Raw genomic sequence first — 26492 nt, forward strand, 5'->3', positions numbered from 1 at the left:
TAACGATATGTAAACATTAATGAATGTTCACCCAGCAGGCTTCCGCGATATTAAGCGGCGGCAAGGATTTCGTCGGTTAACACGCAATCTGCGGCATGGCCGCGGCCCGCAACATCCCGCGACATGCCCCTTGTTCGGGGGCCTCTTGCGGATGGGCGGACTTCCCGCAATTCTCCTGCATTCTTCAAAGCCATTAAGGAGCAGAGGCTTGCGCAAAGGTCCGATGCGGAGACTTGTCCGGCTGGGATGGGTCATTCCAGTGCTGGTTGCGGCTTCACCGGCCACCGCATCGCAGGGCGTGAGCGCCGACCTCGACCGCATCGCGCGCATCGACGACTCCGGGCCGAGGCTGAATGCCGTGGTCACGATCAACCCCGACGCGCGAAAGATGGAGGAGGCGGCGCGCAAGGTTCGCGGCCCACTGGCGGGCCGGACCCTGCTGATAAAGGACAACATCGAAACGGCCGACCCGATGGCGACGACCGCCGGCAGCCTTGCCCTGAAGGACAACGTCACCGGACGGGACGCCCCGCTGGTGGCCCGCCTGCGCAGCGCGGGCGTCGTGATCCTGGGGAAGACGAACCTGTCCGAATGGGCCAACATCCGCTCCTCCGCCTCATCGAGCGGCTGGAGCGCTGTCGGCGGGCAGACGAAGAACCCGCACGCACTTGACCGCAGCCCGTGCGGATCGTCCTCGGGAAGCGGAGCAGCCGTGGCGGCGGGCCTCGCCTGGGGTGCCATCGGAACGGAAACGGACGGGTCGATCACCTGCCCGGCTTCGGTCAACGGCATCGTCGGCTTCAAGCCGACGGTGGGCATGGTCAGCCGCACCCACGTAGTTCCAATCAGCCACAGCCAGGACACCGCAGGGCCGATGACACGAAGCGTGCGGGATGCCGCGCTGCTGATGAATGCACTGGTCGGCAGCGATCCGCAGGACGCCGCGACGGCGGAGGCAGACCGGCGAAAGGTGGACTTTAGCGCCGGCCTGGAAACCGCGAGCCTGAACGGCGTGCGGATCGGCGTGCTGCGCAAGCAGGCTGGCGCGCACCCGGGCGTCGTGACCCTGTTCGACAATGCACTGGCCGACCTTGCCCGGGCAGGCGCGCGGCTGGTCGAGATCGACTACTCTCCGCCGCCGGAAATGGGACGCGACGAACTGACGGTATTGCTGTTCGAACTGCGCGAGGATCTGGGCGCATACTTGCGCTCGCTTCCGGGCGAGCCGCCCGTGCGCAGCCTTGCCGACGTAATCGCCTTCAACAAGGCGAATGGCGCCGAGTTGCGCTGGTTCGGGCAGGACACGTTCGAACAGGCCGAAGCGACGACCGACCGCGCTGCCTATGAAACGGCACGCGCCAATTCGCTGCGCTTGGCGGGCGCGGAAGGGATCGACCGGTTGCTGAAGGAAAACGACGTCGCTTTCCTCGTCGCGCCGACGGCTGGTCCTGCCTGGCCGATCGACCTCGTGACGGGAGACCACTTCCTGGACGTGGGCGCGGGCAGCCTTGCCGCGATTGCCGGCTACCCTCACCTGTCCGTGCCGATGGGCGCGGTGGAAGGCCTGCCGGTGGGCCTTTCGATCATGGGGGCGAAGTGGGACGACGCGCGGGTGCTGAAGGCAGGTGCGGCCTACGAACGGGCGCGCAGCGTTGCAGTACCCACGCCGCGTCTCAAACGCTGGGGCGAATGACCGGCGGAACCCGGGTGGCATCGGCGGCGAGCTGCGACTGGATGGCCATGTGCCGCGCGCTTGCCCGGGCGAGCATGGCCCTTTCCGCCGGAGACTGACGCCGACGCGCGCTCAGCCGCGCGATCCAGCGACCCGCGTCGCGCAGCCACCGCCCGATCGCCTCACCAAGGCTGCGGGGCGGAGGAAGCGCGAGCGACCGCGAGCGCGAAAGCGGCTGATCCGGGCACACTTCGGCACTGGATAGAGCGGCGGGGGGAAGAGCGGTGGGCTCGGGCGAGTTGGGCTGCGGCATCGGTTCGGCTTTCATCGACAATGCGCGGTCGAGAAGCGCATCGGTGGTGGCGGCATCGATAGCGGGCTTCGGCACGGACGGGGGTTGCGCCGCGGCGACCTTGGCGGCCCTTGCCCGGCGCCGGGGCGGCGCTGCGGCACGCTTTGGGGACGAGGATCTTGCCCGCTTGCGCCCGGGCTTTGCGACAGGCTTGCGGCGCGGCTTGGCGCGCTTCGGGGGCGACGGGGCCGGCGGTTCGGGTAACGCGGGAGAGGCGACGGCTTCCGGCCAGGGCAGGGTCGCGATGATTGCGCCACGCGGCGCAGGGACGATCAGGCCGGGAGGGAAGCTCGGCGGATCGGACGCCCTGAGCACGAACGGCGGCGGGGAGACGGCCGGCGCGCGGGGATTGGGGCGCTTGCCCTTTGACCGGGCGGGCGGACGATTGGCCATTCGATTGCGGACGGTATGCATCGCGTTTCCCCTCTGGGAGGATCTGGCCAGCATTTGATGTCACAGCGAACCGAAACTGCGAATCGCGAACCGGATCGGCTTTGGAGGAGCTTTTCCTCCGCGCGATGGTCGAAGGGCGATCTCTCCAACGGCAACGGCCCGGCGCGCCTGAGCGCACCGGGCCGTCCGATATCCAGCCCCGTCGGGCCGGATCAATCCGTAATGGATCAGCCTTCGGCCTTTTTCTTGGCCGGCGCCTTCTTCTTGGCAGCCGGAGCTTCCTCGGCGGCAGGGGCTTCGTCAGCCGCAGCGGCCTTCTTCTTCGGAGCGGCCTTCTTGGGCTTCTCCTCGGCGGCAGCTTCCTCGGCCGGAGCCTCTTCCTTGGCGGCCTTCTTCTTGGCCGGAGCCTTCTTGGCGGGCTTGGCTTCGGCGGCGGCGCCTTCCTCGGCCTCGATCGCGGCCTGGAGTTCCTCGCGGGTCACTTCACGCTCGGTCACTTCGGCCTTGTCGAACAGGAAGTCGACGACCTTGTCCTCGTAGAGCGGTGCGCGAAGCTGGGCGGCAGCAAGGGGTTCGGAACGCACGTAGTCGACAAAGCGCTGGCGGTCCTGTTCGCGGTACTGCTGCGCCGCCTGGCGGATCAGCATTTCCATTTCCTGGCTGGTGACCTGGACCCCGTTGGCCTGGCCGATTTCCGACAGGAGCAGGCCGAGACGCACGCGACGTTCGGCGATCTTGCGGTAATCGTCCTTCTCGGCCTCGATTTCCTTCAGGGCCTCTTCCGGGTTCTCTTCGCGCTGGGCTTCCTGCTGGAGCTGGGCCCAGATCTGCTCGAACTCGGCTTCGACCATCGAGGGCGGCACGGCGAAGTCGTGGCCGGCGGCGAGCTGGTCAAGCAGGGCGCGCTTCATCTGGGTGCGGGTCAGGCCGGCAGTTTCCTGCTCGAGCTGGCCGCGCAGCAGGGTCTTGAGCTGCTCGAGGCTTTCAAGGCCGAGCATCTTGGCGAATTCGTCGTTGGCTTCGAATTCACCAGCGTTCTTCACCGCCTTGACGGTGATGTCGAAGGTGGCTTCCTTGCCCTTGAGGTTTTCGGCCGGATAGTCTTCGGGGAAAGTGACGGTGATGGTCTTCTCGTCACCGACCTTCACGCCGACGAGCTGTTCCTCGAAGCCGGGGATGAAGCGGCCCGCGCCGAGTTCCAGCGGGGTGTCTTCGGCAGCGCCGCCTTCGAAGGCAACGCCATCGACCTTGCCGAGGAAGTCGATGATGATCTGGTCACCGTCCTTGGCCTTCGCGCCCTTCTTGGCGTCGGTGAAGGACTTCTGGCCCTGGCCGATGCGGGCGACGGCTTCGTCGACTTCGGCTTCGGTGACGGGAACGACGAGCTTCTCGAGCTTCAAGCCATCAAGCGAAGGCGCTTCGATCTGGGGCAGGACTTCGAGCTCGACGGTCAGCTCGGCGTCCTTGCCTTCGTCATAGCCTTCGCCGAGCGAGACGGCAGGCTGCATCGCGGGACGCAGCTTGTTGTCGGCAACCAGCTTGTCCATCGCTTCGCGGATGGTGGTCTGCAGCGCTTCCTGGTGGAGCGCCGGGCCGTGCATCTTGCGGACGAGGTTGGCGGGAACCTTGCCGGGGCGGAAGCCGGGCATGCGCACCTGCGGCGCGATCTTCTTGATTTCACCCTCGACCCGGGCGGCGATGTCGGCCGCGGGGATGGTGACAGTGTAGGCGCGCTTCAGGCCCTCGTTGGTGGTTTCGACGATCTGCATCCTGATCCAACTTTCTCGTATCACACACGCGCCACTGGGCACGGCAAAAGCTGTTCGGACGCCGGCGCGCGGACTGGTGCGGGCGAAGGGACTCGAACCCCCACATCTTGCGATGGCAGGACCTAAACCTGCTGCGTCTACCAGTTCCGCCACGCCCGCATCCGGCGAAAAGCGAGCGGAGCCCCTATCGCAGTGGCCGGAAAAGGGCAAGCGCCTTGGATTTGGGGGGCGGGATAGCCATTGAGCCTTCGTCATTGTGAGGTGGTGAAGCCGACGAAGCAATCCTGTGTTGGCGCAGAACCGCTCCGGATTGCTTCGCCCCGTTGGCAATGACGAACCAGGGGAGAGCCCGGAACCTGCCATGATCGCGGCGAGTTGGGTAAGAAAGCACACTGCTTCGAAGGACCGCACGATGGCGACCAACCCCGATACCCCGCGACCCGACCGAATCGAGCCGCAATCCCCGCCCGAACGCCCCCCGGTGATCGAACCGGACGGCGTGCCGCCGGTCATCCAGCCGGACGAGACGCCGGTGGTCGAGCCGGATCAGGCGGAACCGCAAAGCCCGCAGGAAGTGCCAATGCCGCCGGACTGATTCGGCGACCTTGCCTATCAGGGCAACGTCACCCTGAACTTGTTTCAGGGTCCAACTTTCAACCCACCCTGTGGTTCGTGGGGAGAGATGGATCCTGAAACAAGTTCAGGATGACGGCGTTGTGGTTTCGACGAACCGATCTCTCAGGCAACCAGCCGTCCGAGCCAGGCCAGAAGCCCCAAATCGGCCTTCCGCTGCCGCATATTCGCGGTGCCCCGATCATCGCTTGCACACTCCAGGCAATAAGCCTTGATCCCGCCGCCTTCGATCAGCCGCAGCAGGTCCGCCTGCATGCGCGCGACAAGGCCCTGCTGCTGCGCTGCCAGCGCGCCTGCAAGATCGTGCGCTCTTGCCTCGGGTGCCTCGCCGGTTTCCATCTGGCGGAGGAACTGGGCGACAGGGCTGGGTTCGTCCTCGACGTATTCGGCGTGCCACTTGTCGGCCTTGGCCTGCTTGGCGACCCATGCGACCGCGTCGTCCAGCCCGCCGAACTGGTCGACCAGGCCCAATTGGCGTGCAGTACCGCCGTCCCAGATGCGTCCCTGCGCGATCCTGTCGATGTCGGCAGGGGATTTGCCGCGCGCCTTGGCGACGAGGCCGAGGAAGCGGGTGTAGGTCTGTTCGACCTGCCCCTGCATGAGCGCCGAGACCTGAGGGTTGAGACCACCGAGGAGATCGGGCTGGCCGGAAAGCGGGGTGGTGCGGACCTGTTCGGTCGTCACCCCATACTGCGGCAGGGTCTGCTCGAACGTCGGCAGGACGGCGAACACGCCGATCGAACCAGTGATCGTGCTGGGCTCTGCAAAGATGCGCTGCGCGGGCGTCGAAACCCAGTAGCCGCCGCTGGCCGCGACGCTGCCCATCGAAACCGCCACCGGCAGGCCCTTGGCCCTGACCCGCTCCACCGCCGCCCGGATGCGTTCCGAGGCCATGACCGAGCCGCCGGGCGAATCGACGCGCAGCACGAGGCCGGCGTAGTCGTCGGCCTGTGTCACGCCGTCGATGAGGTCCGCGATACGGTCGCCGCCCGCAACGCCGGGTCCGGCATCACCATCGACGATCTCGCCGGCCACGGTCACCACCGCGATAGCACTGCCGTCCTTGGCGGCGGGCTTGTCGGCCAGATAGACAGGAAGCTCGGTCGCCTTGAACGAACCCAGCGGTCCCTGATCGTCCGCGCCGACAACCTCGGCCACGCGCTTACCGAAAGCGATGCGGTCACCGACGCGGTCGATGAGGCCGGATTTCAGCGCGGCCTGCGCGGCATCGCCGCCATTGTCTGCGACCCACTTCGCCGGGTCGGTCGTCGCGAGGGCAAGGTCGGCCTTGGGCCGGGCCTTGCGCACTTCGTCCTGCCAGTTCTGCCAGATCGCGCCATAGACCGCCTGCATCGCCTCGCGCGCCTCGGGCGAGGATTGCGCGCGCATGTAGGGTTCGACCGCGCTCTTGTAGGTGCCGACCTTGAAGATGTGGACGTTGGCCTTCAGCTTGTCGATCAGCCCCTTATAGAACAGCATCGTGCCGCCCGGCCCGGTGATCGCGACGCCGCCCATCGGATCGACCCACGCTTCCGACGCATGTGCGGCCAGTTGCATCGCATCGTCGGTATAGATGAGCGAGCGAACGAAGACCGGCTTCCTGGCGGCGCGGACCCTGTCCATCGCGGCGCCGATGCTTGAAAGATGGACGGCAGAGCCGCCGCCGAAGGATTCGAGATCGAGTACCACGGCCTTGATGCGCTTGTCCGTGGCGGCAGCCTCGATCGCACGGGTCAGGTCGCGTTCGACATATTCCGGCGCCGGGGTCTGGCCGGTCAGGAAGTCGGCGGGCGAGATTTCGGTCGCCTCTTCCACTACGCGGCCTTCGAGCGGCAGGTAGAGCGCCCCTTCGCGCACCATGCCGGGCGCGGGGCGCATCGCGAGCACGGCATATAGGCCCGCAAAGAACAGCAGCAGGAACAGGAGGACGAGACCGTCCTTGATGGCGACGAGGATCTTCCACACGGAACGGGCAAAGCTCATGGGTTCGACTCTATTGTGGACGACTCCCCAAGGCCAGCGGGAAACCGCTTGAGCCCGCTTCAACCCGCGACTAGGGAACTGGTTTCAATGCAAAGCCAGAACACCCCAGCAGCGGGCCGCTATCCAGCGGGCGGCCTCGCCTTCCCGCACCGTGACCTGACCGGCATCGGCCAGCTTGCGCGCCACGAGATTCTCTACCTCCTCGACGAGGCGGAACAGTGGGTGGAACTGAACCGGCAGAGCCAGAAGACGACCGATCTTCTCAACGGCCTGACGATTATCAACGCCTTCTTCGAGAACTCGACCCGCACGCTGCTGAGCTTCGAGATCGCGGGCAAAAGGCTGGGCGCGGACGTGGTCAACATGCACGCCGCCACCAGCAGCGTGAAGAAGGGCGAAACGCTGATCGACACGGCGATGACGCTCAATGCCATGCGCGCGGACGCAATCGTCATCCGTCACGCCAGTTCGGGCGCGGTGCGCCTCATCGCGGAAAAGGTGGACTGCCCGGTGCTGAATGCCGGCGACGGACAGCACGAGCACCCGACGCAGGCCCTGCTCGATGCGCTGACGATGCGCCATGCGATGAAGCTGCCCGCAGGATCGGACCTCAATGGTCTGAAAGTGACGATCTGCGGGGACATCCTGCACAGCCGCGTGGCGCGATCCAACATTCTGAGCCTGACCGCCCTGGGCGCGGAAGTCCGCGTATGCGCGCCTCCCGCGCTGATGCCGGCCGAGATCGAGGCAATGGGCGTGACGCCCTTCCACGACTTCGACGCGGCGCTCAAAGGGGCCAACATCGTGATGATGCTGCGCCTTCAGCAGGAGCGCATGTCGGGACAGTTCATCCCCTCCCCGCGCGAGTATCGCCACCTCTACGGGTTGACGCCCGAACGGCTGGCCAGGGCGGAGGCCGACGCTTTCGTGATGCATCCCGGGCCGATGAACCGCGGCATAGAGATCGATTCGACCGTGGCGGACCATCCCACGCGCAGCCTGATCACGCGGCAGGTCGAAATGGGTGTTGCCATCCGCATGGCCTGCCTCGAGGTGCTGACGCGGCGGGCACGGCGCACCCCGGGCTGGGAAGCGGAAGGAGCCTCGGCATGATCGCGCAGCCTCTCACGATCATAGGCGGCCGGCTGGTGCCGGGCTCGGGCGAGCCGGTCGCCGGGAACCTGCGCTGCGAGGGCGGACGCATCGTCGCGCTGGGCGATGTGGCGCCGCAGGACGGCGACACGGTGTTCGACGCCGGGGGCGCGCTGGTCGCGCCGGGGCTGGTGGACCTCGGCGTCTTCGCGGTCGACAAGCCCGCGTTCCATTTCGGCGGGATCACGCGCGCGGCGCTCATGCCCGACCAGGCGCCGCCGCTCGACCATCCGGCGCGGGTGCGCTTCGCCGCACAGTCGGGCAAGCCGGACATGTGGGTCCACCCGCTGGCCGCCGCAACGCGCGGGCTGGAAGGAACGGAGTTGGCCGAACTGGCGCTGATGCGCGACGCGGGCGCCAAGGCTGTCTCCACCGGACGGGCATGGATCGGCGATTCAGGCGTGATGCTGCGCCTGCTGCGCTACTGCGCGATGCTGAGGCTGGTCGTGGTCACGCATGCAGAGGATGCGGCGATAACCGGATCGGCCGTCGCGACGGCAGGCGAGGTGGCGACGCGACTCGGCCTGCCGAGCGCGCCGGCCGAGGCCGAAGCGCTGGCCGTGGCTCGCGACATCGCGCTTGCCGAAATGTCGGGCTGCCACGTCCATTTCCGGCAGGTGACGACGGCGCAGGCGCTGGATCTCGTGCGGACGGCCAAGGCGCGCGGCGTGCGCGTGACGGCAGGGGTCACGCCTGCGCACTTCGTCCTTTCCGATCTCGAACTCGTCGGCTTCCGCACCTTCTGCCGTCTCTCGCCGCCGCTGCGCTCGGACGCGGATCGCAAGGCCGTGATCGCGGCGATTGCCGATGGCACCATCGACGTCATCGCATCGGGTCACGACCCGCGCGGGCCGGAAGACAAGCGCCTCCCCTTTGCCGACGCGGAGCCCGGCATGGCGGGCGCCGAAACGCTCCTGCCGCTTACCTTGACGCTCGTGCGCGACGGCGTGATCGATCTGGCACGCGCGTTCGAGCTGCTCGCCGGAAACCCGGCGCGGCTACTGGGGGTCGATGCCGGACGACTCGAGACAGGGGCCGAGGCCGACATCGCGATCGTCGATCCGGCGCGGCCGTGGATCGTCAATTCGGGCAAGATGGCCGCCAGCGCCGGAAACACCCCGTTCGACCGACGACCCGTCGAAGGCCGGGTCACCGCGCTGTTCAAGGGCGGCAAGCAGGTCCACTGAAACGGAAATGGGCGCGGGATTGCCAAGGCACCCGCGCCCGTCCGCCCCCGGAAGGAAAATCGGCGCCCTAGCGCTTGGCCATGCGCGTTTCAGCGGCGCGCTGCTGCCCAGGCAGCGCAGGTGCGGCGCCGCGAAGGACCATGCACGCCCCGCCGCGCGAGCGGACTGCGCCGCACATCGAACTCGCCGAGCCATAGCCCGCAAATCCGGCAGCCTGAACGCGCCAGAACTGGCGCCCGCCCACCGTGACCTGGGTCGTGACGTTGCCATAGCCGCGCAGCTCCGGATTGCGCGTGGTGAAGTGGCGCCATGCACGGCGCGCGCCTTCGGCGCTGGAGAAGGAGCCGAGCTGGACGAGATGCGTCCCCCTTGGTGCGGGAGCGGCAGCCTTGGGCGTGGTGGCGACCTTGGTGGGTACGGCCAGGTGAACGCGCGGCGCGACCGGGTTCGAGCGCGAAGGCGGCACGTCGATCAGGGCGAGCTGCGCCTGCCTGGGCTGCGACGAGGAATCGGCGACGGCAGGTTCCGGCGTTACCGACGGCTCGACCGGCGGCAATTCGCGGACCGACGCTTCGGCAAGCGCGGGGGCTGCGGCGGCGGCAGGCTGGTCAGCAGGCTCGGCGCGCGTCGCGGCCTCGGCCGCGAGTTGCTCGACGGCCGGGAAATTGGCAAGCGCCAGTGCGGCGGGCTGGCCGGAGTCGCCCCGCAGGGGCACCTCGAGCAGGCCGGCAACGCGTTCGCGGGTGCGCTCTGGCTGCCCCATCACGGCCCACTGTTCCATGCGGTCGCCAAGCTGGTCTGCGGGCACATCCTGCGCGGCCATGGTCCGCGCTTCGCGCCAGCGCCCTGCGAGCGCATAGGCCAGGGCCAGGTTCTGGCGGACCTTGGCGGTGTTTTCGCCACCACGCAGCGCCTCGGACAGGACCGACACGCCTTGCGCCGGCTGCCCGGCAAGCGCGAGGGCGAGACCGTAGTCGGAAGCGGCGATGCTTTCGCGATAGGAGTTCAGCGTGTCGATCGCCTCGGCATTGCGACCAAGCGCGATGTCCGCCAGCGCGAGGCTCAGCGCGGTGCGGCTGGAATCCTCGCCGAGGTCCATCGCCTCGTCATAGGCCTGCCGCGCCGATTCGAAGCGTCCGGCCTTGAGGTAGGCATTGCCGAGCAGGACACGGTAGGCCGGATTGCGCGGATCGGCGAGCACGGCCTTTTCTGCGTTGCCGATGGCGCCGCTCGCGCTGCCCTTGGCAAGCGCGGTCCGCGCGGACGACGCGAACTTGTCCGGACGCGCCCCCCCGGCGGCACACCCGGTGAGGACACCTGCGGCAAGCGCGGTCGAGACGATCAGCCGGGCGGTGCGGCTAGGGACGAAGGCAGGGAACTGGATGGTCATCCTCGGTGGTTCCTTCGCAAGGTCAATTGCGCGTGATGGCGCGGCGGGCGAGATCCTCGAGCCCGGGAAGGTCGGCGAGATACCGATCGAGCGCCTCGATCACGACCGCCTGCGCGCTGCGATCCTCGAGCGTGCAGGCAAGGCGGAGGCGCAAGTGGCGGTAATTGTCGAGACGGAGCGTGAAGGCGGCCTTGCGACCTTCCTTCAGGGCCGAACGAACGGGCACGCCGCCCTTCGTGCGGCCACGGGGCGCAGGGGCCACCGCTTCGGCGAGAGCCTCGATCTGCTGGACCACGACCGGCTTGGGAGCCTCGGCCGTGCTTTCGACGGCGACCGGTGCCGCAGACCGGTCGTCACCAAGATCGTTCCAGCCGAGATCGTCCTGGGCAAGGGCGGGAAACGCCTCGCCGGTTCCGAAGATCACGCGATGCTGATCTTCCAGGCTGATGGCGAGCTGCGGACGCATGGCCGGACGCGCACCGCCCTTGCGGGCCAGCAGGCTGGGAGAAAGCGATGCGAGAGGCTTTGCACTGCTCATCACCCGTCCTCCTTCAGGAACCTACGACGCGGCGGCCGAAGCCGCCAGCCGGGCGATGGGTGCCGGGCATCGGAATGGCCGCTGCCTGTTGCGGCACGGCGAACACGGTGCGGCGGAAGTTCTTTTCGAGACGCTCGGAAATGTAGGTCCACAGCGCCGCGACTTCGGCTGCCGACTTGCTGCCCGGATCGACCTCCATCACGGTGCGGCCATCGATCATCGACGCCGCGAAATCGGTGCGGTGATGAAGCGTGACCGGCGCCACGGTACCGTGCTGCGACAATGCGACTGCTGCCTCGGAGGTGATCCGCGCCTTCGGCGTGGCGGCGTTGACCACGAAGATCAGCGGCTTGCCCGCGCGATCGCAGAGATCGACCGTCGCGCCTACGGCGCGGAGGTCGTGGGGGCTGGGGCGGGTCGGCACGACGACAAGTTCGGCAACCGAGATCACCGACTGGATCGCCATGGTGATGGCCGGGGGCGTATCGATGACGGCCAGCTTGAAGCCCTGCTGGCGCAGGATCGCGAGATCGGCTGCGAGTCGCGCAACGGTCGTCTGGGCGAATGCGGGGTACTCGGCCTCGCGCTCGTTCCACCAGTCGGACAGCGAACCCTGGGGGTCGATGTCGATCAGCACGACCGGTCCGGCCCCGGCCCGCTGGGCCTGCACGGCAAGATGACCGGACAATGTGGTCTTGCCCGAGCCACCCTTTTGCGATGCCAATGCCAGTACGCGCAAAGCCCAAACCCCCTGAAATTCGCAAGCTCGTGCCCTACGGATTCGCAGAATGGGCTGAAATTTTGGTTAACAGGCGCACCTCGGGCCGAGGACGCCACAACCGCTTCGGTTGCAACAACAGGAGCGGTGTCGACGGAACAGCGATAAGACTTCGCTAACGCCCCGTTGACTATGACGGGTCGGTCGCCGCGCGTTGTCGGGGCGACGTGGCAGCAGGACGGCGCGGCGCAGGACGGCGCGGCGCAGGACGGCGCGGCAGGGGGCAGCGCGGCAGGGGGCAGCGCGGCAGGGGGCAGCGCGAGCGCTCCGTGCCAGCACGGATCAGGAAACGGACTTTGGTGGCAATGGCTTCGATCGGGTTGAAAACACGCGGCGGCGGGGCCTGCAGGCGACTTGCGCGATACCGGGTGCTGACCCTCGCGCTGGCAGCGATGGCCGTCGCCGCAACGCCTGCCCGCGCCGATGTGAAGGCTGGCGTCGACGCGTGGTCGCGCGGCGATCACGCCGGCGCGGTCAAGGAATGGCTCGGCCCGGCAGCCAGGGGCGATGCCGATGCGCAGTTCAACATGGGTCAGGCCTACAAGCTCGGGAAGGGCGTGACGCAGGACCTGAAGCGCGCGGAAGCGTGGTATCGCAAGGCGGCCGAACAGGGGCACATCAAGGCGGGAGACACGCTCGGCCTCCTGCTCTTCCAGGAAAACCGCAAGGCCGAAGCCCTGCCCTACCTGACGGCCTCGGCCTACCGGGGGGAGCCGCGCGCGATGTACATTCTGGGCATCGCCCACTTCAACGGGGACACTGTCGGCAAGGACTGGGTGCGCGCCTATGCGTTGATGAGCCGCTCGGCCGCGACCGGGCTCGACCAGGCGACGCGCGGATTGGCCACGATGGACGAGATCATCCCGCTCGACCAACGCCAGTTGGCGATGTCGCTGGCCACGGAGCTGGAACAGAAGGCGCAGGCGAACCGGGCAAGGGAATTTGCCGCAGCCGATCTTGGCGTGAAAGCAGGTGCGCCCGCGCCAATGCGCCCGCAGCAGGCACCTGCTCCGCTCCAGCGCGCGGAACTTCCGCCGTCAACGCCTTCGGTCGCCGCTCCCGTCACGGCGGGCGCCGACTTTGCCGATCCGGTTCCGATACCGACGCCCCGTCGCGTTGCCGCGAGCCAGGCCAAGCCGGATGCCCCGCGCGAAGCCGCGCCACCCGCCGCAAGGGCAAAGCCCGCCGCGCCCACGCAACCCAGGAAGGCCGCACCCTCCGCTTCAGCACCCAAGGCAGACGGCAACTGGCGCATCCAGTTCGGCGCATTCGGAGTGAAGAGCAACGCCGACGCCCTGTGGGCGAAAGTGAGGAATCGCGCCGAAGTCGCAGGGCATGCCCGGATCGATCTGCCCGCAGGCGGCGTATCGCGTCTTCTGGCGGGCGGCTACACCGAGAGCCAGGCCGACAAGGCCTGCGCCGCGCTCAAGGCTGGCGGCTTCAGTTGCCTGGTGGTAAAGCCCTGATGGCTTGGCGGAAAACCTGAAACAGACGCGCATTGAGGCGATCGATTTCCTGCGCGGCGTGGCCGTGCTGGGCATTCTCGCGATCAACGTGACCGGCTTCTGGGGCCCGTCGCTGGCCACCTTCTCGCCCGCGATCCCGCGGATGGAACCGGGCGGCGCGGTGTGGTTCGGCTTCGCGTTCGTCGTTTTCGAAGGCAAGATGCGCGCGCTGTTCAGCATGCTGTTCGGGGCCAGCATGGTCCTGTTCGCGCGCGCGGCGCAGCGTCGCGGACTGGACCCGGGCAAGGCGCAGGTGCGCCGCCTCGTGTGGCTCGCAATCTTCGGCTATGCCCATTACGCCCTGCTGTGGTGGGGAGATATCCTCTTCCCCTATGCCCTGTGCGGACTGTGCGCGCTGCTGCTCATGCGCCTTTCGCCAGCGGGGCTCGTCGCGGTCGCCCTGCCGATCTACCTCCTCTCGCACGGGATCGATGCCCTGCTGGCACTGCCGGGGATGGCCACGGAACAGGCGGTCCTGTCCGGCATCGCCGCTCCGGCGGACGTTGCCGAGCAGGCCGGCATGATGGCGCGGATCGCCGCCTCCATCTCGAGCGACCTTGCCGTGCTCGACGCGGGGTTTGTCGACGCCGTCCGCCTGAGGCTTGCAAATGGTGCCGCCGAGCCGCTGCGCGTCACGCTGGCGACGTTTACCGAAACCCTGCCACTGATGCTGATCGGCATGGCGCTGTTGCGAAGCGGCTTCTTCACGACCTGGCCAAAACGCAGCCTGGGCTGGATCGCCGCCATCGGCATCCTGGGGGGAGCGGCGGCGTCCGTCGCCGCGCTATCGTGGCTGGCCGCGCATGGCTGGCCTCCGCGCGCGATGTTCGGGGCGATAGAGAGCGGTATGGCGTTCCCCCACCTTGCCATGGCGATCGGATACGCCGCCGGGCTCCTGCTGCTGTTTCCGCACCTTCGCGGCAGGGCCGTGGGTCGCGCGCTGGTCGCTGCGGGACGCTGCGCGTTCAGCAACTACATCGGCACGACCGTGCTGATGGGCGCGATCCTGTCCGGCTGGGGCCTCGGGCTCGGGCCGGAACTCCCGAGAGCCTGGCTGCCCGCCCTCGTGCTGCTTGGCTGGTTTGCCATGCTCGCCTGGCCGCGATGGTGGCTAGCCCGCTTCGGGCAGGGGCCGCTTGAGGCGCTCTGGCGCAAGCTTGCCCTTCCCGCGCACGCGTAGGGCCTGCCAGTCCATCGCGCGGACCTCGCCGTGACGCAGGTTCGCAAGCACGGCGTCGGCCAGTTCCAGCGTCGCGCGTGCCCGCCACTGCCGCCACGCAGGGATCCGGGCCTCGCCGACCGCAAACGATGCCCCGCGCGCGGGCGTAAGCAGACGCTCCTCGAACTGCGCGACAAGCAACGGATCGCGCACGATCGCCACGATATCGTTGCTGGTGCGGTGCGATGCGAAGTTGAAATTGCTCGACCCCACGACCAGGGTTTCGCCATCGATCAGCATCGCCTTCGCGTGCGTCATCTTCGGGAGCAGCCGCAGCGCGATCCCCGCACGCCCGACAACGCCGGCAAGGTAATCGCGAACCACCGGCTTGTTGTTCGGCGCAGGGCTGTAGATCGTGACCTCGGCCCCGTGGCGCGCGGCCTCGGCCATCGCGCCGACGAACGGCATCGTCGGATAGGCGCTGACCATCTCGACCGACCGGCGCGCCGAAGCCACCAGATCGATCAGCGGCTGCATCAGGCTGGCGTTGGTGTCGCCGTCGAGGCAGACGAGTTCGAGGTCGCCGAATTGCCCCCGGACGCCCCGGGGCCGGCCGGCCCAGTCATTCATGAAATCCCTGGCAAGGAAATCCGCCACCTCCGCATCATCGATACGCAGCATGAGGTCGTGCCATGAGAAGTTGTGATCCGAAAAGTTGATGCCGCCGACATGCGCGACATCGTCCATGACCAGCAGCTTCTTGTGGTTGCGCAAGGGATAGCGCAGCGGGTTGCCGAGCACAGGATTCGTCACGCGCACCCCGATGCCGAGCGCGTCGAGCCGGTCGAACATCGCCAGCGTCGCCCGTGCCTCGGCAAGGACGTCGGCCGGACGAAACGGCAGGGGGAGCATGGTGTCGTTGATGACGTTGCGACTGTAGTCGTCAACCAGCACACGTCGCTCGCGCGCAGGCGAATTTTCGATGCCCGATGCCACGGACAGCCCGGCCCGGTCGGCCTCGAAAGTCATCGCCTGGACAAGGACCCGACGCTGCGCCGCCGCCATGTCCGCCCTCGCAGCTTGCCAGAACTCTTCAGCGCCGAAGAGTAATGTGTAACGATTATAGCTGGTTGTCATGCGCGCTCCTTGTCAGCGCATAAGCACGGTGCCATTTGCCCTTCGATGAACAACACACCGACCCCGCCCAAGGTCCTGCTGCTGTTGACCTCGCTCCACGGCGGCGGCGCCGAACGTGTCGCCGTGCATCTGCTGAACCGCCTTCAAGGGCGCTTCGACATGCGCATGGGCCTGCTCCGCGCCTCGGGCCCCTACCTCGACCAGGCCGACCGGTCGCGGCTGATAGTGGCGCCGGAAGGCGAGACGCACTTCAACTTCGACGGTCCCAATTCCGCCAATTACCGCCCCGGAAAGCTGGTCGGCAGCGCAGTGCGGGCACCGCTCGCATTCCGCAGGATGATCCGCGAAACGCAGCCTGACGTCGTGCTGAGCTTCCTCAAGGGCACCAACCTGCTGGTCTGGCTGGCGCTGATGAACATGGGCCGCGCCCGACCGCGCTGGATCGCGCGCGAAGGCAACAACGTGCTGGCCGTCATCCGCGAGGAAGCGCCCAACGGCGCCGTGGCGCGGGCATCGCGTGACCTTACGGCCAAGGCCTATCGGCGGGCCGATGCCGTTCTCGCAAATTCCACCGACATGGCCGCGGGGCTGATCACCGATCTCGATCTCGATCCCGCGAAGATGCGGATGATCAACAATCCCATCGACATCGACGGCATACGCGAGGCAGCGGGCGAGAGCCTTCCGGGCGCGCCCAACCGGCCCTTCATCCTGACCGCGGGCCGGCTCGAATACCAGAAGGCGCACGAGGTGCTGCTGCGCGCCTTCGCGCGGAGCGAAGCGTGGCGCACGCACGCGCTGGTGATCCTCGGCAAGGGGAGCCGGCTGGGCGAACTGCACCGCCTCGCCGCACAGCTCGGCATCGGCGAGTACGTGCGCTTCATCGGCTTCGTCCCCAACCCCTATGCCTGGATGGCGCGCGCCGATCTGTTCGTGCTGCCTTCGCGGTGGGAAGGATTTCCGACCGTGGCGGCCGAGGCGATGGCCTGCGGCACGCCCCTGCTGCTGACCGACTGCAGATTCGGCGCGCGCGATATCGTGGAGCCCGGAGTGACCGGGGAACTGGTGCCAGTGAACGACGAGGCAGCGCTGGCCACCGAAATCGCGGCACTGCTGGCTTCGCCGGAGCGGCGCAGTGCGCTGGCACGGGCCGGACGCGAGAAGGTGGAACGGTTCAGGCTTGAACGAATGCTGGAAGCCTACGCTGCCCTCTTCGACGAACAGTTCGCCGCGCGTCGTCGTTAACTACGTTGGGTAACCACCCACACCCCCGGCGTCCCGGGGCGGGACGGCCTGTCCGGCGGACTCGCAAGTCTGCCCGTTAACGCCTATTCCTAATGATGAAAGGAACGGGTCGCATGGCAGGCAGGGCAGGGTTCTGGGGAAACCGGTGGGTGCGAATGCCGCTCGGCTTTCTTGCGACCAGCGCCGCTTCGGTCCTGGCCTTCCACGCCGGACAGGACATCGCCGCCGTCATTTTCGGCAAGGGCACGGCCGAAGCCGCATCGATCGCGGTGCCGGCGAAGGCGTCCGGGCCCGTGCCAACTCCAGCCCTTGCCCGGGCCGACGATGGTCCGTTCGTCGTCAAGTCGATCCTGCCGATCCACGAGCCGATCCGCTTCGGCAAGTTTCATTGGGACGAAAGCCGCGCGCCTGCCGAAGGCCCGCTCGTCGTCACCGTCGACCTCACAGCGCGTGTGATCTCGGTCTTCCGTGCAGGCCACGAGATCGGCGCTGCCGCCATTCTCAAAGGCTATGGCGACAAGCCTACGCCCACGGGCATCTTCCCGATCACCGAGAAGGATGCCGACCACGTCTCGAACATCTACGACGCGCCGATGCCGTACATGATGCGCCTGACCAACGATGGCGTCTCAATCCACGGCAGCAAGGTCGAAAAGGGCTATGCCACCAACGGCTGCATCGGCGTGCCCGACGCCTTTGCCGCAAAGCTGTTCAAGCTGGCGAAGCTTGGCGACAAGGTCATTATCACCGACGGCAAGAAGATGACCATCGGCGACCCGATCCTTCCCGGCAACCACGCCGGTTGAGCCGCCGGTTGCTCGCGCCGCCGATCAGCCCGATCCGTCAGGCAAGCCCCTTGTTCGGACTGGTGCGAGAGGCATCGCCGACCGAACTGCCACCATCCACATCGAGGATCGCGCCGGTCACGTAGCTTGCGGCCGGGGTCGACAGGTACACCGCCGCCTCGGCGATCTCGTAACAGGTGCCCCAGCGCTTCATCGGGATGCGCGCATAGTGCTGCTGGCGCGTCGATTCATCGGGTGCCAGTCTTGCCATGCCCTCGGTATCCGCGATCGGACCCGGCGAAATGCCGTTGACTCGCACATCGGGGCCCCATTCGATCGCCAGCGTGCGCACGAGCTGGTTGATCCCGGCCTTCGCGGCGCAGGCATGGGCCTGCATCGCCATGGCCTGCTCCGCCTGTCCGGCGGTGATCGCGATGAGCGACGCGCCGGGGTTGAGCAGTTCGTGACACCCCCGGAACACGTTGAACGTGCCGAGGAGATCGATGTCGACGACCGTCTTGAAGGCATTGGCGGACATGCCGAGTACCGGCGCCAGGAAATTGCCCGCAGCCCCCGACACGACGATGTCGAGCGCGCCGATCTCGTCGCGGACCGACTTCATCGCCTCGCAGATCGCGCCATAATCGCGCACGTCGGCGGCCCGCCAGATGGCATCGTGGCCGATTTCGTCAGCAGCGGACGCTGCCTTTTCGGGATTGCGACCGAGGACGGCGACCCGCGCGCCCAGTTCGGCAAAGCGCTTTGCGATGCCCAGATTGATGCCGCTGGTTCCGCCCGCGATGAACGCGGTCTTGCCGGCGAGGACGTCGTCGCGGAAGGGAGATTGGCTCATCGGTTCGATCCTCAGCGCGGGGCCATGCGGATCGCGCCGTCGAGGCGGATGCACTGGCCGTTGAAATAGGAATTGCGCACCAGTTCCATCGCAAGGCTGGCATATTCCTCGGGCTTGCCGAGCCGCTTGGGGAACGGCACCGAAGCGCTGAGACTGTCGAGCACCTTTTCCGGCAGGCGGCCGAGCAGCGGCGTGCCGAAGATGCCCGGCATGATCGAGTTGACGCGGATGCCGAGGTCCATCAGGTCGCGTGCCATCGGCAGGACCAGGCCGTTCACCCCGGCCTTGAGCGAACCGTAGGCCACCTGCCCGATCTGGGCGTCCTGCGCCGCGACCGAGGCGGTGAGAATGATCGTTCCGCGTTCGCCGTCTTCCAGCGGATCAAGCCCCGCCATGCCAAGCGCGGAAAGCGAGGCGACACGGTAGCTGGCGACCAGAATGCCCTGCGCGGCAAAGGCATAGTCCTCCGTCGGGAAGCGAACGAACTCGCCGGTCTCCTTGTTGCGGCTGATCGTCCGGCCCTTGCGCTGGGTCATCGCGCAGTGGACGCAGATGCGTTCCTGGCCGTGCGCGGCGCGCGCCTTGGCAAAGCCTTCGACGACCGACTCCTCGCTGGTGATGTCGACCTTGCAGAACAGCCCGCCGATCGCGGCGGCGACCTGCTCGCCGAGTTCCTCGTTCACGTCGAATATGGCGACCTTCACCCCGGCGGCCGCGAGCGCCTCTGCCGTTGCGCGGCCGAGGCCGGATGCACCGCCGGTGACGACCGCGCTGGTCGTGCTGTCGATCTTCATGCCAGGAACCCTCCGAGCCTGCCCCGGATGATGTCCTCGGCGTCGGCCACGATACGCTCGATCAGCTGCTGGCAGGTGGGAATGTCGTGGATCAGGCCCTGGACCATGCCGGCCCAGAACACGCCCCGGGAAAGATCGCCGGTCTGCAAGAGTTCCTTGCCGGCGGTTCCGGCCACCAGTTCGCGCACGTCCTCGAACACGGCATCGGGCTTCGACAGGCGGCGCACCACCTCTTCCGATACGGCGCTGCGCCCGACGCGCGCGGTGTTCTTGAAATTGCGGAAGATCAGGAAGCTGCCCCGCTCGTCGTTGTCGATATAGGCCTGCTTCACGTTCTCGTGGATCGGCGCCTCGACCGTGGCGCAGAAGCGCGTGCCCATGTTTATGCCCTCCGCGCCGAGTGCGAGAGCCGCGACCAGGCCGCGCCCGTCACCGAACCCGCCAGAAGCGAGCAGCGGGATCTTCACCTTGTCTGCCGCGGCGGGGATCAGGATCAGGCCGGGAATGTCGTCCTCGCCGGGGTGGCCGGCGCATTCGAAGCCGTCGATCGAGATGATGTCGCAACCCGCCCTTTCGGCCGAGAGCGCATGGCGGACGGCGGTGCACTTATGCAGGATCGTCACGCCGTGGGGCTTGAGCATTTCCCAGATCTCGCGCACGGCCTGGGTCCCGGCGGTCTCGACGATCTTCACGCCGCCATCGATGATGGCCTGGGCATAGGCCTTGTAGTCGGGCGAATTGACGGTCGGGAAGATGGTCATGTTCACGCCGAACGGCTTCGACGTCATTGCCTTGGTGCGCTCGATCTCGTCGCGCAGGGCCTCGGGCGTGGGCTGGGTCAGCGCGGTTATGATGCCGAGGCCGCCCGCGTTGGAAACCGCGCTTGCCAGTTCGGCATAGCCGACGTTCATCATCCCGCCCTGGACGATCGGATGCTCGATGCCGAGCATCTGGGTGATGCGTGTCTTGAGCGCCATCATTGCCTCTCCCAATAGCGTTTAACCGATCGGTTAAACGCTATTGGGAACGATGGCAAGCCGCTTAGAGAATATCGTACCCCTCTCCGAGCGCCATGCGCAGCTTGTCGATGGCCTGGGCCTTCAACTGATGCACGCGCGGGATGCTCACGCCGAGCACTTCGGCGATCTCCGCAAGGTTAAGTTCCTCGACGAAGTAGAGCTGGATGATCAACTGCAACCGCTCCGGCAGTCCGGCGATGGCAGCCGCGACGGCTCCGCGCATTTCCGCATCGGCCAGCATGTCGAAGCTGTCGGGCCGGTCGTCGGCAAACGCCGAGTTGCTGTCGGAATAGGCATCGTCGATCGCCTCGAAACGCAGGGGTTCGTCGGCGGCACGCTGGTCGGCCAGTTCGCGCTCGGTCAGGCCCACCGCGCGGGCAAGCTCGGCTTCGCTCGGCGGGCGGCCCAGTTCGGTCGCGAGCGTCGCGGTCTTCTCGCGCAGGACGCGGCGCCGTTCGGTTGCCGAGCGCGACAGCGGCGTCGACCGGCGCACGAGGTCGACCATCGCGCCCCTCACCCGCAGCTTGGCATAGGCGGCGAAGCCATCCTCGGTCGGACCATCGTGGCGCTGCGCGCATTCGGTAAGCGCGACAAGGCCGGCCTGGATCAGATCCTCGATCTCGATGCCCGACCGGCCCGAGCCGTGGACGTGCCAGGCGAGCCGCTTGACCATGGGCAGAAACCGCCGAATGCGATCCGCTGTCTCGTCCTTGCGATAGGCCTGTGCTGCGGCAAAGCCGCGGTGATCGTGCTTCATGCGGCAATTCCCTCGGGGATCGGCATCTCGTGATGAGCAGGTTGCGGCGCCTCGCCGCCGATGCGCCTCTCGGGCTGAGGCGAACCACAGGATTCATCGACAGACGGCCTTTGTCGGGCCGCGCATGTCGTTGGTCGAGCGCGGCGGGCATGTCCCGCCGTTCTCGGTCATCGGCTCCGAATGAAGTTTCCAAAGAAACGATTGCGGCGCACCGGGAGATGCGCCCTCCTCGCCGCCACGGGCTTCCTCGCCCTCGGCACGGCCCCCGCCCGGGCGGCAGAGCCTGCTCCACTCCCGGATAGCCCCGCGCCTGCCAACACTACCGCGCAGGCCGTCTTCACCCCGGCCGACTTCACCCGCTTCGCCCCGCGCAACGCGCTCGACATGCTGCGCCAGGTCCCCGGCTTCTCGATCCGCGAGGGCGAGGAAGCCCGCGGCCTCGGCCAGGCCAGCGGCAACGTCCTGGTCAATTCGCAGCGCCTCTCGTCAAAGTCCGACGACATCTACACCCAGCTTTCACGCATCCCGGCCTCCACCGTCGAGCGGATCGAGCTGGTCGACGGCGCCCGCCTCGACATCCCGGGCCTCACCGGCCAGGTCGCCAACGTCATTGCGCGCAGCTCCAGCTTCTCCGGACAGTTCCGCTGGAGCCCGGAAGTCCGCCCCCACTATGCCGACCCGCGCTTCACCAACGGCGAAATCTCGATTTCCGGCCGCAAGGGACCGGTCGAATACACGGTCAGCCTCATCAACAACGCCAACCGCGGCGCCGCCGGCGGCCCCACGCTGATCACCGACCGCACAGGCGCCGTGATCCAGACCCGCGACGACGTGGTAAAGGCCCGCCGCGACACGCCCAAGCTCACCGCACGGTTCACCATCGACGGCCCCGGCTCCTCGGTGGCCAATCTCAACGGCTCGTTCGAACGCATTCCCCGCCGCTTCACCGAGCATTCGGTGCGCACCGATGCCGACGGCACGGTCACCATCCGCGATCTCGACGACCGCTCTTCGGCCCGCAACTGGGAAATCGGCGGCGACTACGAATTCGCGCTCGGCCCCGGCCGGCTCAAGCTCATCGGCCTCAACCGGCAGGAACACGAACCCTACAGCCAGTCGGTCGTCACCACCTTCCGCGATGGCACGCCCGCCGTGGGCGACCGCTACGCGCAGGTCGGCGACAGCGCCGAACGCATCGCGCGGGCCGAATATTCCTGGAAGATGCTGGGCGGCGACTGGCAGCTTGCCGGCGAGGGTGCGTTCAATTCGCTCGACAACGTCGCCTCGCTCGCCACGCTCGATGCCCAGGGCCACTTCGTCGAGGTGCCCTTCCCCGAAGGCACCGGCGGCGTGAAGGAAGATCGCTACGACGCCAGCCTCTCGTTCAGTCGCCCGCTGACCGACCGCCTCACGCTCCAGCTCATTGCCGGCGCCGAACGCTCGACCCTGCGCCAGACGGGTGCCACCGGGCCCGAAGGCAACCTCAGCCGCACCTTCTTCCGCCCCAAGGGCTCGCTCTCGCTCGGCTGGAAGGCGGGCAGGAATCTCGACGTCTCGTTCAAGATCAAGCGATCGGTCGGCCAGCTCTCGTTCTACGACTTCCTCGCCCGCCGCTTTCTCGACGATGGCAACGCCAACAGCGGCAATGCCGATCTGGTCCCCCAGCAGGACTGGTCGGCCGAACTCGAACTGAACCGCACGTTCGGCGCGCTCGGCTCGACCAAGCTGCGCCTCGTCGCCCGCGATGTGCAGGATTACGTGACCGTGATCCCTATCGGGGCGCTTGGGGAATCCATCGGCAATGTCGGCTCGGCCCGCGAACGCCAGATCGTCAGCAACACCACGCTCCAGCTCGATCCTCTCGGCTGGAAGGGCGCGCGGATCGACCTCAATGTCGAACTGACCTTCACCCGGCTCAGAGACCCGTTCGATCCCTCGCGCCACATCCCCTACGGCGCCATCACCGAACGCTACTGGGAACTGAACTTCCGCGAAGACTTCCCCGGCACGGACTGGGCCGCCGGCGCATCGTACGAATACAACCGCCAATCGCTCTATCATCGCCGCTTCGAAGCCGGGCGCGCCTATGAAGGCCCGGTCTTCGCGGGCCTCTTCATCGAACACAAGAACGTCATGGGCCTGACCGTGAAGGCCAGCGCCAACAACCTCCTGAACGGTCGCCAGCGCTGGGACCGCCGCGTCTACGACGGCCCTCGGCCGGATGCGCCCATCGCCTTTGTCGAAACGCGCGACCGGCTGATCGGCCCGATCTTCACGCTGACCGTAAAGGGCAGCATCTGACCGACCAGGAGATGGGTCTTGCGCGGATTCAGATGTAGCTTGCGCCTGCGGCGCGCTGGAACGGGAAGCGCTTGACGCGTCCCTCGATCAGCGACTTGCGCAGCAGCCGGCGTACCTGGTCCGCCCCGTCCATGGTCACGCAGACCAGATGGGTCCCGCCCGAAGGCAAAACCTCGATCGCGCTCACGGCAATGGACTTGCGTGCGCAAAGCGCCAGCACTTCGGCTTCCTGCATCACGACGTTCACGGCCCGGGTCATTGCTTCATACTCCAGCGGGAGACCGCGCAGCGGCCGTCCCCTTCAATTTGGTGTTGGCCCGACAGGGCCCATTCCGCCTCGCTCGCGAGGTCTAGCCGCATCCGCACGAGATGATCGCGGTTCCGGCCGTTGTTGCTTGTGAAAAGCATCGCCAGCCGTGCGGACGCAGGGCCGCGCGTCACGACCGCGCGCCGGATGGCTCGCGGCACCAGTCGGGATACTCGGCCACGCCCAACATCCGCCGCATCGCGTCGATGCGGCGGCGATAGTGACCGGCAAGATCGAAAGAAGACCCAGTCGCTTCACATGCAGGGACCGGCCCCTGGAGAAGCGCGACCTGATGATGATAGAGAAGTTCGTTGAGGTCCATGACCACGCTCCTTCATATGCGGGAGCGCGCGGTCTCTCAGCCGCCGGTGTGCAATGCAGGCCCGGCGATGCATCCTATATGGGGGCAGAACGGGCAAACGGCAAGCCCGCATTCGGCCCAGCAAGGAGGTGCGGAGGGCATCACCCCCCGTTCGTCACCGCCTTGCGAGCCAGAATGAGCGCGTGCTTCCACGCCTCCTCGTTGCCCCGCACGCCCTCGCGCGCTTCGACCGCCACCACGTTCACCTCAAAGCCGGATCGTGCCAGCAGTCCGGTGAACCGGTCATCGGGCGTTGCCGACCAGATTGCCAGGATTCCGCCCGGACGCAGCGCGGTACGCGCCGCTTCAAGTCCCGATGCGGAATAGAGCCAGTCGTTCACCCGGCGCGTCAGGCCTTCGGGACCGTTGTCGACATCCAGCAGGATCGCATCGTAGCCGCCCCTTGCCGCCGCGATCAGCATGCCGACATCCTCCTCGACGAGCTGCACCCGCGGATCGTCAAGGCATCCCGCTGTAAAGTCCCGCATCGGCCCGCGCGCCCATTCCACGATCTTCGGCACGATCTCGGCAACGGTAACCTCGGCGTCCTGCCCCAGCGCCGCCAGCGCGGCACGCAGGGTGAAGCCCATGCCATAGCCACCGATCAGCATCTGCAGGCCCGGTACCGCCCCCAGCCTCTCGCAGGTCACCCGGGCCAGCTCCTGTTCGGAGGCGACCACGTCGGTGCTCATCAGTTCGTGGTGGTCCAGCAGGATCACGTATTCGCTGCCGTTCCGGACCAGCCGCAGGCGACTGCCATCGGGCACGAAGGCGACGTCGATCAGTTCGTCATCGGGGTGCAGTTCGGACCAGCCAGGTTGCTCCGACGGCCTGTCGACCAGCGCTTGCGCTGCGGGCGTGTCCAAGACCTACTTCTTCCGCGCCTTGCGGGCGGCATACTTGGCATCGCGGATCGCCTTGCGCTCGGCTTCGGTCAGTGGGGGCGGCGGGGCGGCGCGCGCCGCGCGTTCGGCCTTCTCCGCGATCGCACGCTCGCGCTCGGCCTTTGCAGCCTCGCGCTTCTCGGCCAGTGCCTTCTCGCGCGCCTCGGCGGCGGCGATGCGCTGCGCCTGCACCGCCGGATCGATCGGCGGTCGCGCCTTGAGCTTCGCCAGTGCCTTTTCCCGGGCTTCGGCGGCAGCCTTGCGCCGCGCGTCCAGTCCGGGTTCCTTGTAGCCTGTCATGTCTGTGCAAACCTGATTGAAATGGGGAAAACGGTCCCGCAGCAAAGCCCTCGGAGCGGTGCTGCCAAAAGGAGAGCCCGGCGCGGCACGACCTAAGGCTTTGCGCGCAGGTTCTCGAAAATGCAGGGCGGGACCGGGGCCCCGCCAAGTGGATTGACCCGCGCAGTAGCCGCGAATGCCGCACTTGTCACGCAAATGCCCGGACCGGGTGTCGTTACGGCCTAGGCCGTAAACTCATACAGGGCACCATCGAGGCGCCGGAATGGCGAACATATCGGGCCGAAAGGTCCGCCGCAGGGGCTGGTTGCCCCTGCAAGGGCGTTTCGGTTCGAGAAGGAAGCCATTCCGGCGTCCCTTCGGGATTTGACCAAAACGGCCATCTGCCGCGTCAGTCGGGCTTGAAATATCGACATATTCCTGCGCCCTCCTTCCTTGCACCTGGCCGTTTTGTTTCAAACCTCGATGGTGCCCTGTATGAGTTTACGGCCTAGACTTCGCTCCCGTCCCCGCGCAAAGCTCGTTCCATGTGGCAGCTCTATCAATTCCCCCTGTGCCCGTTCAGCCGCAAGGTGCGTCTCCTGCTCAGCGAGAAGGGCGTCGCCTATGATCTCGTGCGCGAAAACCCGTGGGAGCGGCGCGAGGGCTTTGGGCACCTCAGCCCCGCTTATCGGACGCCAGCGATCCACAATCCCGAGCGGGGCATCACCTTGGCCGACAGCCGGGCGATCTGCGAATACTTCGAGGAGACGGTCGACAAGACGCCGATGATCAACGGCACGGCAGCCAACCGCGCCGAAATCCGCCGTCTCGTCGCCCTGTTCGACGAAAGCTTCTTCGCCGACGTCACCAGCCCGCTTCTGGAAGAGCGCATGAAGAAGCGTCTCGTCTATCGTTCGCCGCCTGACAGCAAGCTCCTGCGCGAGGCGATGCGGCTGGCCGACGAGCATCTCTACTACATCGACTACCTGATCGATAACCGCCCCTGGCTCGCGGGCTCGACCATGAGCCTGGCAGACCTCGCCGCCGCCGCCCAGATCTCGGTCGCGGACTACCTGGGCGGCATCGACTGGTCGGGCCATGAACAGGCGCGCGGATGGTATTCCGTCTTCAAGAGCCGCCCCAGCTTCCGCCCTCTTCTGGGCGAGCGCATGGACGTGATCCAGCCGCCCTCCCACTATGCCGACGTGAACGCCTGAGGCGCTTTTCGCACGGCTCGCCGGCGCCGAAGATTTCATGCC

25 protein-coding genes and 1 tRNA gene are annotated in these 26492 nt (G+C 67.1%); 10 read left to right on the plus strand and 16 right to left on the minus strand.

The genetic code is table 11. The features are described 5' to 3' along the window. Positions 1 to 223: 223 nt before the first annotated feature. Entirely contained in the window at positions 224 to 1693 is a 1470-nt protein-coding gene (locus tag SARO_RS15510) for an amidase (protein WP_041550504.1), read from the plus strand. Here SARO_RS15510 and SARO_RS21250 read toward each other — a convergent pair. From SARO_RS21250 to SARO_RS15530, 3 genes are all read right to left on the minus strand, one after another. Beyond that, a complete protein-coding gene (locus SARO_RS21250; RefSeq protein ID WP_143004936.1) occupies positions 1674 to 2417 on the minus strand; it encodes a hypothetical protein in 744 nt (247 codons plus the stop codon). The genes SARO_RS15510 and SARO_RS21250 overlap by 20 nt on opposite strands. 227 nt (positions 2418 to 2644) lie before the next feature. After that, complete coding sequence (gene tig, locus SARO_RS15525) at positions 2645 to 4186, minus strand: trigger factor (RefSeq protein WP_011446698.1); 1542 nt, start codon at positions 4184 to 4186, stop codon at positions 2645 to 2647. 74 nt (positions 4187 to 4260) lie between these two features. Next, a tRNA-Leu gene (locus SARO_RS15530) sits at positions 4261 to 4345 on the minus strand. Positions 4346 to 4598: 253 nt separating this feature from the next. On the opposite strand from SARO_RS15530, the gene SARO_RS15535 reads away from it, so the two are divergent. Then, complete coding sequence (locus SARO_RS15535; protein ID WP_041551340.1) at positions 4599 to 4781, plus strand: hypothetical protein; 183 nt, start codon at positions 4599 to 4601, stop codon at positions 4779 to 4781. 143 nt (positions 4782 to 4924) lie between these two features. On the opposite strand, the gene sppA is transcribed toward SARO_RS15535, so the two are convergent. Further along, positions 4925 to 6802: a signal peptide peptidase SppA gene (gene sppA / locus SARO_RS15540; RefSeq protein WP_011446699.1), complete on the minus strand. Its 1878-nt coding sequence runs from the start codon at positions 6800 to 6802 to the stop codon at positions 4925 to 4927. 87 nt (positions 6803 to 6889) lie between these two features. Between sppA and SARO_RS15545 the strand changes: the two genes are divergently transcribed. Together SARO_RS15545 and SARO_RS15550 are read left to right on the plus strand one after the other, a co-directional pair. Continuing rightward, entirely contained in the window at positions 6890 to 7915 is a 1026-nt protein-coding gene (locus tag SARO_RS15545; RefSeq protein WP_011446700.1) for an aspartate carbamoyltransferase catalytic subunit, read from the plus strand. Beyond that, a complete protein-coding gene (locus SARO_RS15550) occupies positions 7912 to 9141 on the plus strand; it encodes a dihydroorotase (protein WP_011446701.1) in 1230 nt (409 codons plus the stop codon). The genes SARO_RS15545 and SARO_RS15550 overlap by 4 nt, the downstream gene beginning before the upstream one ends. A 67-nt stretch (positions 9142 to 9208) precedes the next feature. Here SARO_RS15550 and SARO_RS15555 read toward each other — a convergent pair whose 3' ends face one another. The 3 genes from SARO_RS15555 to SARO_RS15565 are packed head-to-tail and all read right to left on the minus strand — an operon-like array spanning position 9209 to position 11808. Next, entirely contained in the window at positions 9209 to 10531 is a 1323-nt protein-coding gene (locus tag SARO_RS15555) for an SPOR domain-containing protein (protein WP_011446702.1), read from the minus strand. A 22-nt stretch (positions 10532 to 10553) separates the two neighbouring features. Beyond that, positions 10554 to 11069: a hypothetical protein gene (locus tag SARO_RS15560; RefSeq protein WP_011446703.1), complete on the minus strand. Its 516-nt coding sequence runs from the start codon at positions 11067 to 11069 to the stop codon at positions 10554 to 10556. 13 nt (positions 11070 to 11082) lie between these two features. Further along, positions 11083 to 11808, minus strand: coding sequence for a ParA family protein (locus tag SARO_RS15565; RefSeq protein WP_011446704.1), 726 nt, complete (start codon positions 11806 to 11808; stop codon positions 11083 to 11085). 431 nt (positions 11809 to 12239) lie between these two features. Here SARO_RS15565 and SARO_RS15570 point away from each other — a divergent pair, with 431 nt between their 5' ends. Next, positions 12240 to 13313: an SPOR domain-containing protein gene (locus SARO_RS15570; RefSeq protein ID WP_234007372.1), complete on the plus strand. Its 1074-nt coding sequence runs from the start codon at positions 12240 to 12242 to the stop codon at positions 13311 to 13313. 4 nt (positions 13314 to 13317) lie between these two features. Then, positions 13318 to 14532 carry a DUF418 domain-containing protein gene (locus SARO_RS15575; protein ID WP_011446706.1) on the plus strand — a complete coding sequence of 405 codons (1215 nt, stop codon included), beginning with the start codon at positions 13318 to 13320 and terminating at the stop codon, positions 14530 to 14532. Here SARO_RS15575 and SARO_RS15580 read toward each other — a convergent pair. Beyond that, positions 14464 to 15648 carry a phospholipase D-like domain-containing protein gene (locus tag SARO_RS15580; protein ID WP_011446707.1) on the minus strand — a complete coding sequence of 395 codons (1185 nt, stop codon included), beginning with the start codon at positions 15646 to 15648 and terminating at the stop codon, positions 14464 to 14466. The genes SARO_RS15575 and SARO_RS15580 overlap by 69 nt on opposite strands. A 45-nt stretch (positions 15649 to 15693) precedes the next feature. On the opposite strand from SARO_RS15580, the gene SARO_RS15585 reads away from it, so the two are divergent. Together SARO_RS15585 and SARO_RS15590 are read left to right on the plus strand one after the other, a co-directional pair. Further along, a complete protein-coding gene (locus SARO_RS15585; RefSeq protein ID WP_011446708.1) occupies positions 15694 to 16893 on the plus strand; it encodes a glycosyltransferase in 1200 nt (399 codons plus the stop codon). 113 nt (positions 16894 to 17006) lie between these two features. Then, positions 17007 to 17699 carry a L,D-transpeptidase family protein gene (locus tag SARO_RS15590; RefSeq protein WP_011446709.1) on the plus strand — a complete coding sequence of 231 codons (693 nt, stop codon included), beginning with the start codon at positions 17007 to 17009 and terminating at the stop codon, positions 17697 to 17699. 37 nt (positions 17700 to 17736) lie between these two features. Here the strand turns inward: SARO_RS15590 and SARO_RS15595 are convergent, their stop codons facing one another. The 4 genes from SARO_RS15595 to SARO_RS15610 form a co-directional block, all read right to left on the minus strand. Beyond that, positions 17737 to 18531, minus strand: a complete 795-nt coding sequence (locus SARO_RS15595) for an SDR family oxidoreductase (protein ID WP_011446710.1) — start codon at positions 18529 to 18531, stop codon at positions 17737 to 17739. A gap of 11 nt (positions 18532 to 18542) precedes the next feature. Further along, positions 18543 to 19325: an SDR family oxidoreductase gene (locus tag SARO_RS15600; protein ID WP_011446711.1), complete on the minus strand. Its 783-nt coding sequence runs from the start codon at positions 19323 to 19325 to the stop codon at positions 18543 to 18545. Further along, the gene (locus SARO_RS15605; protein ID WP_041551349.1) at positions 19322 to 20302 is read right to left on the minus strand and encodes an NAD(P)H-dependent flavin oxidoreductase; all 981 of its coding nucleotides are present in this window, start codon (positions 20300 to 20302) and stop codon (positions 19322 to 19324) included. The genes SARO_RS15600 and SARO_RS15605 overlap by 4 nt, the downstream gene beginning before the upstream one ends. A gap of 64 nt (positions 20303 to 20366) precedes the next feature. Further along, the gene (locus SARO_RS15610) at positions 20367 to 21101 is read right to left on the minus strand and encodes a sigma-70 family RNA polymerase sigma factor (RefSeq protein ID WP_011446713.1); all 735 of its coding nucleotides are present in this window, start codon (positions 21099 to 21101) and stop codon (positions 20367 to 20369) included. A 180-nt stretch (positions 21102 to 21281) separates the two neighbouring features. Between SARO_RS15610 and SARO_RS15615 the strand changes: the two genes are divergently transcribed. Next, complete coding sequence (locus SARO_RS15615; RefSeq protein ID WP_011446714.1) at positions 21282 to 23402, plus strand: TonB-dependent receptor plug domain-containing protein; 2121 nt, start codon at positions 21282 to 21284, stop codon at positions 23400 to 23402. 28 nt (positions 23403 to 23430) lie between these two features. Here SARO_RS15615 and SARO_RS15620 read toward each other — a convergent pair whose 3' ends face one another. The 4 genes from SARO_RS15620 to SARO_RS15635 form a co-directional block, all read right to left on the minus strand. Next, on the minus strand, positions 23431 to 23661 hold the full coding sequence (locus SARO_RS15620; RefSeq protein WP_011446715.1) for a hypothetical protein: 231 nt from the start codon (positions 23659 to 23661) through the stop codon (positions 23431 to 23433). 178 nt (positions 23662 to 23839) lie between these two features. Next, entirely contained in the window at positions 23840 to 24031 is a 192-nt protein-coding gene (locus SARO_RS15625) for a hypothetical protein (RefSeq protein ID WP_011446716.1), read from the minus strand. 140 nt (positions 24032 to 24171) lie between these two features. Continuing rightward, on the minus strand, positions 24172 to 24936 hold the full coding sequence (locus SARO_RS15630) for a spermidine synthase (protein WP_011446717.1): 765 nt from the start codon (positions 24934 to 24936) through the stop codon (positions 24172 to 24174). 3 nt (positions 24937 to 24939) lie between these two features. Beyond that, positions 24940 to 25254, minus strand: coding sequence for a DUF6481 family protein (locus SARO_RS15635; RefSeq protein WP_011446718.1), 315 nt, complete (start codon positions 25252 to 25254; stop codon positions 24940 to 24942). 524 nt (positions 25255 to 25778) lie between these two features. On the opposite strand from SARO_RS15635, the gene SARO_RS15640 reads away from it, so the two are divergent. Beyond that, complete coding sequence (locus SARO_RS15640) at positions 25779 to 26450, plus strand: glutathione S-transferase family protein (RefSeq protein ID WP_011446719.1); 672 nt, start codon at positions 25779 to 25781, stop codon at positions 26448 to 26450. Positions 26451 to 26492: the final 42 nt, after the last annotated feature.

It is taken from the genome of Novosphingobium aromaticivorans DSM 12444 (assembly GCF_000013325.1).
GTDB classification, from domain to species: Bacteria; Pseudomonadota; Alphaproteobacteria; order Sphingomonadales; family Sphingomonadaceae; genus Novosphingobium; species Novosphingobium aromaticivorans.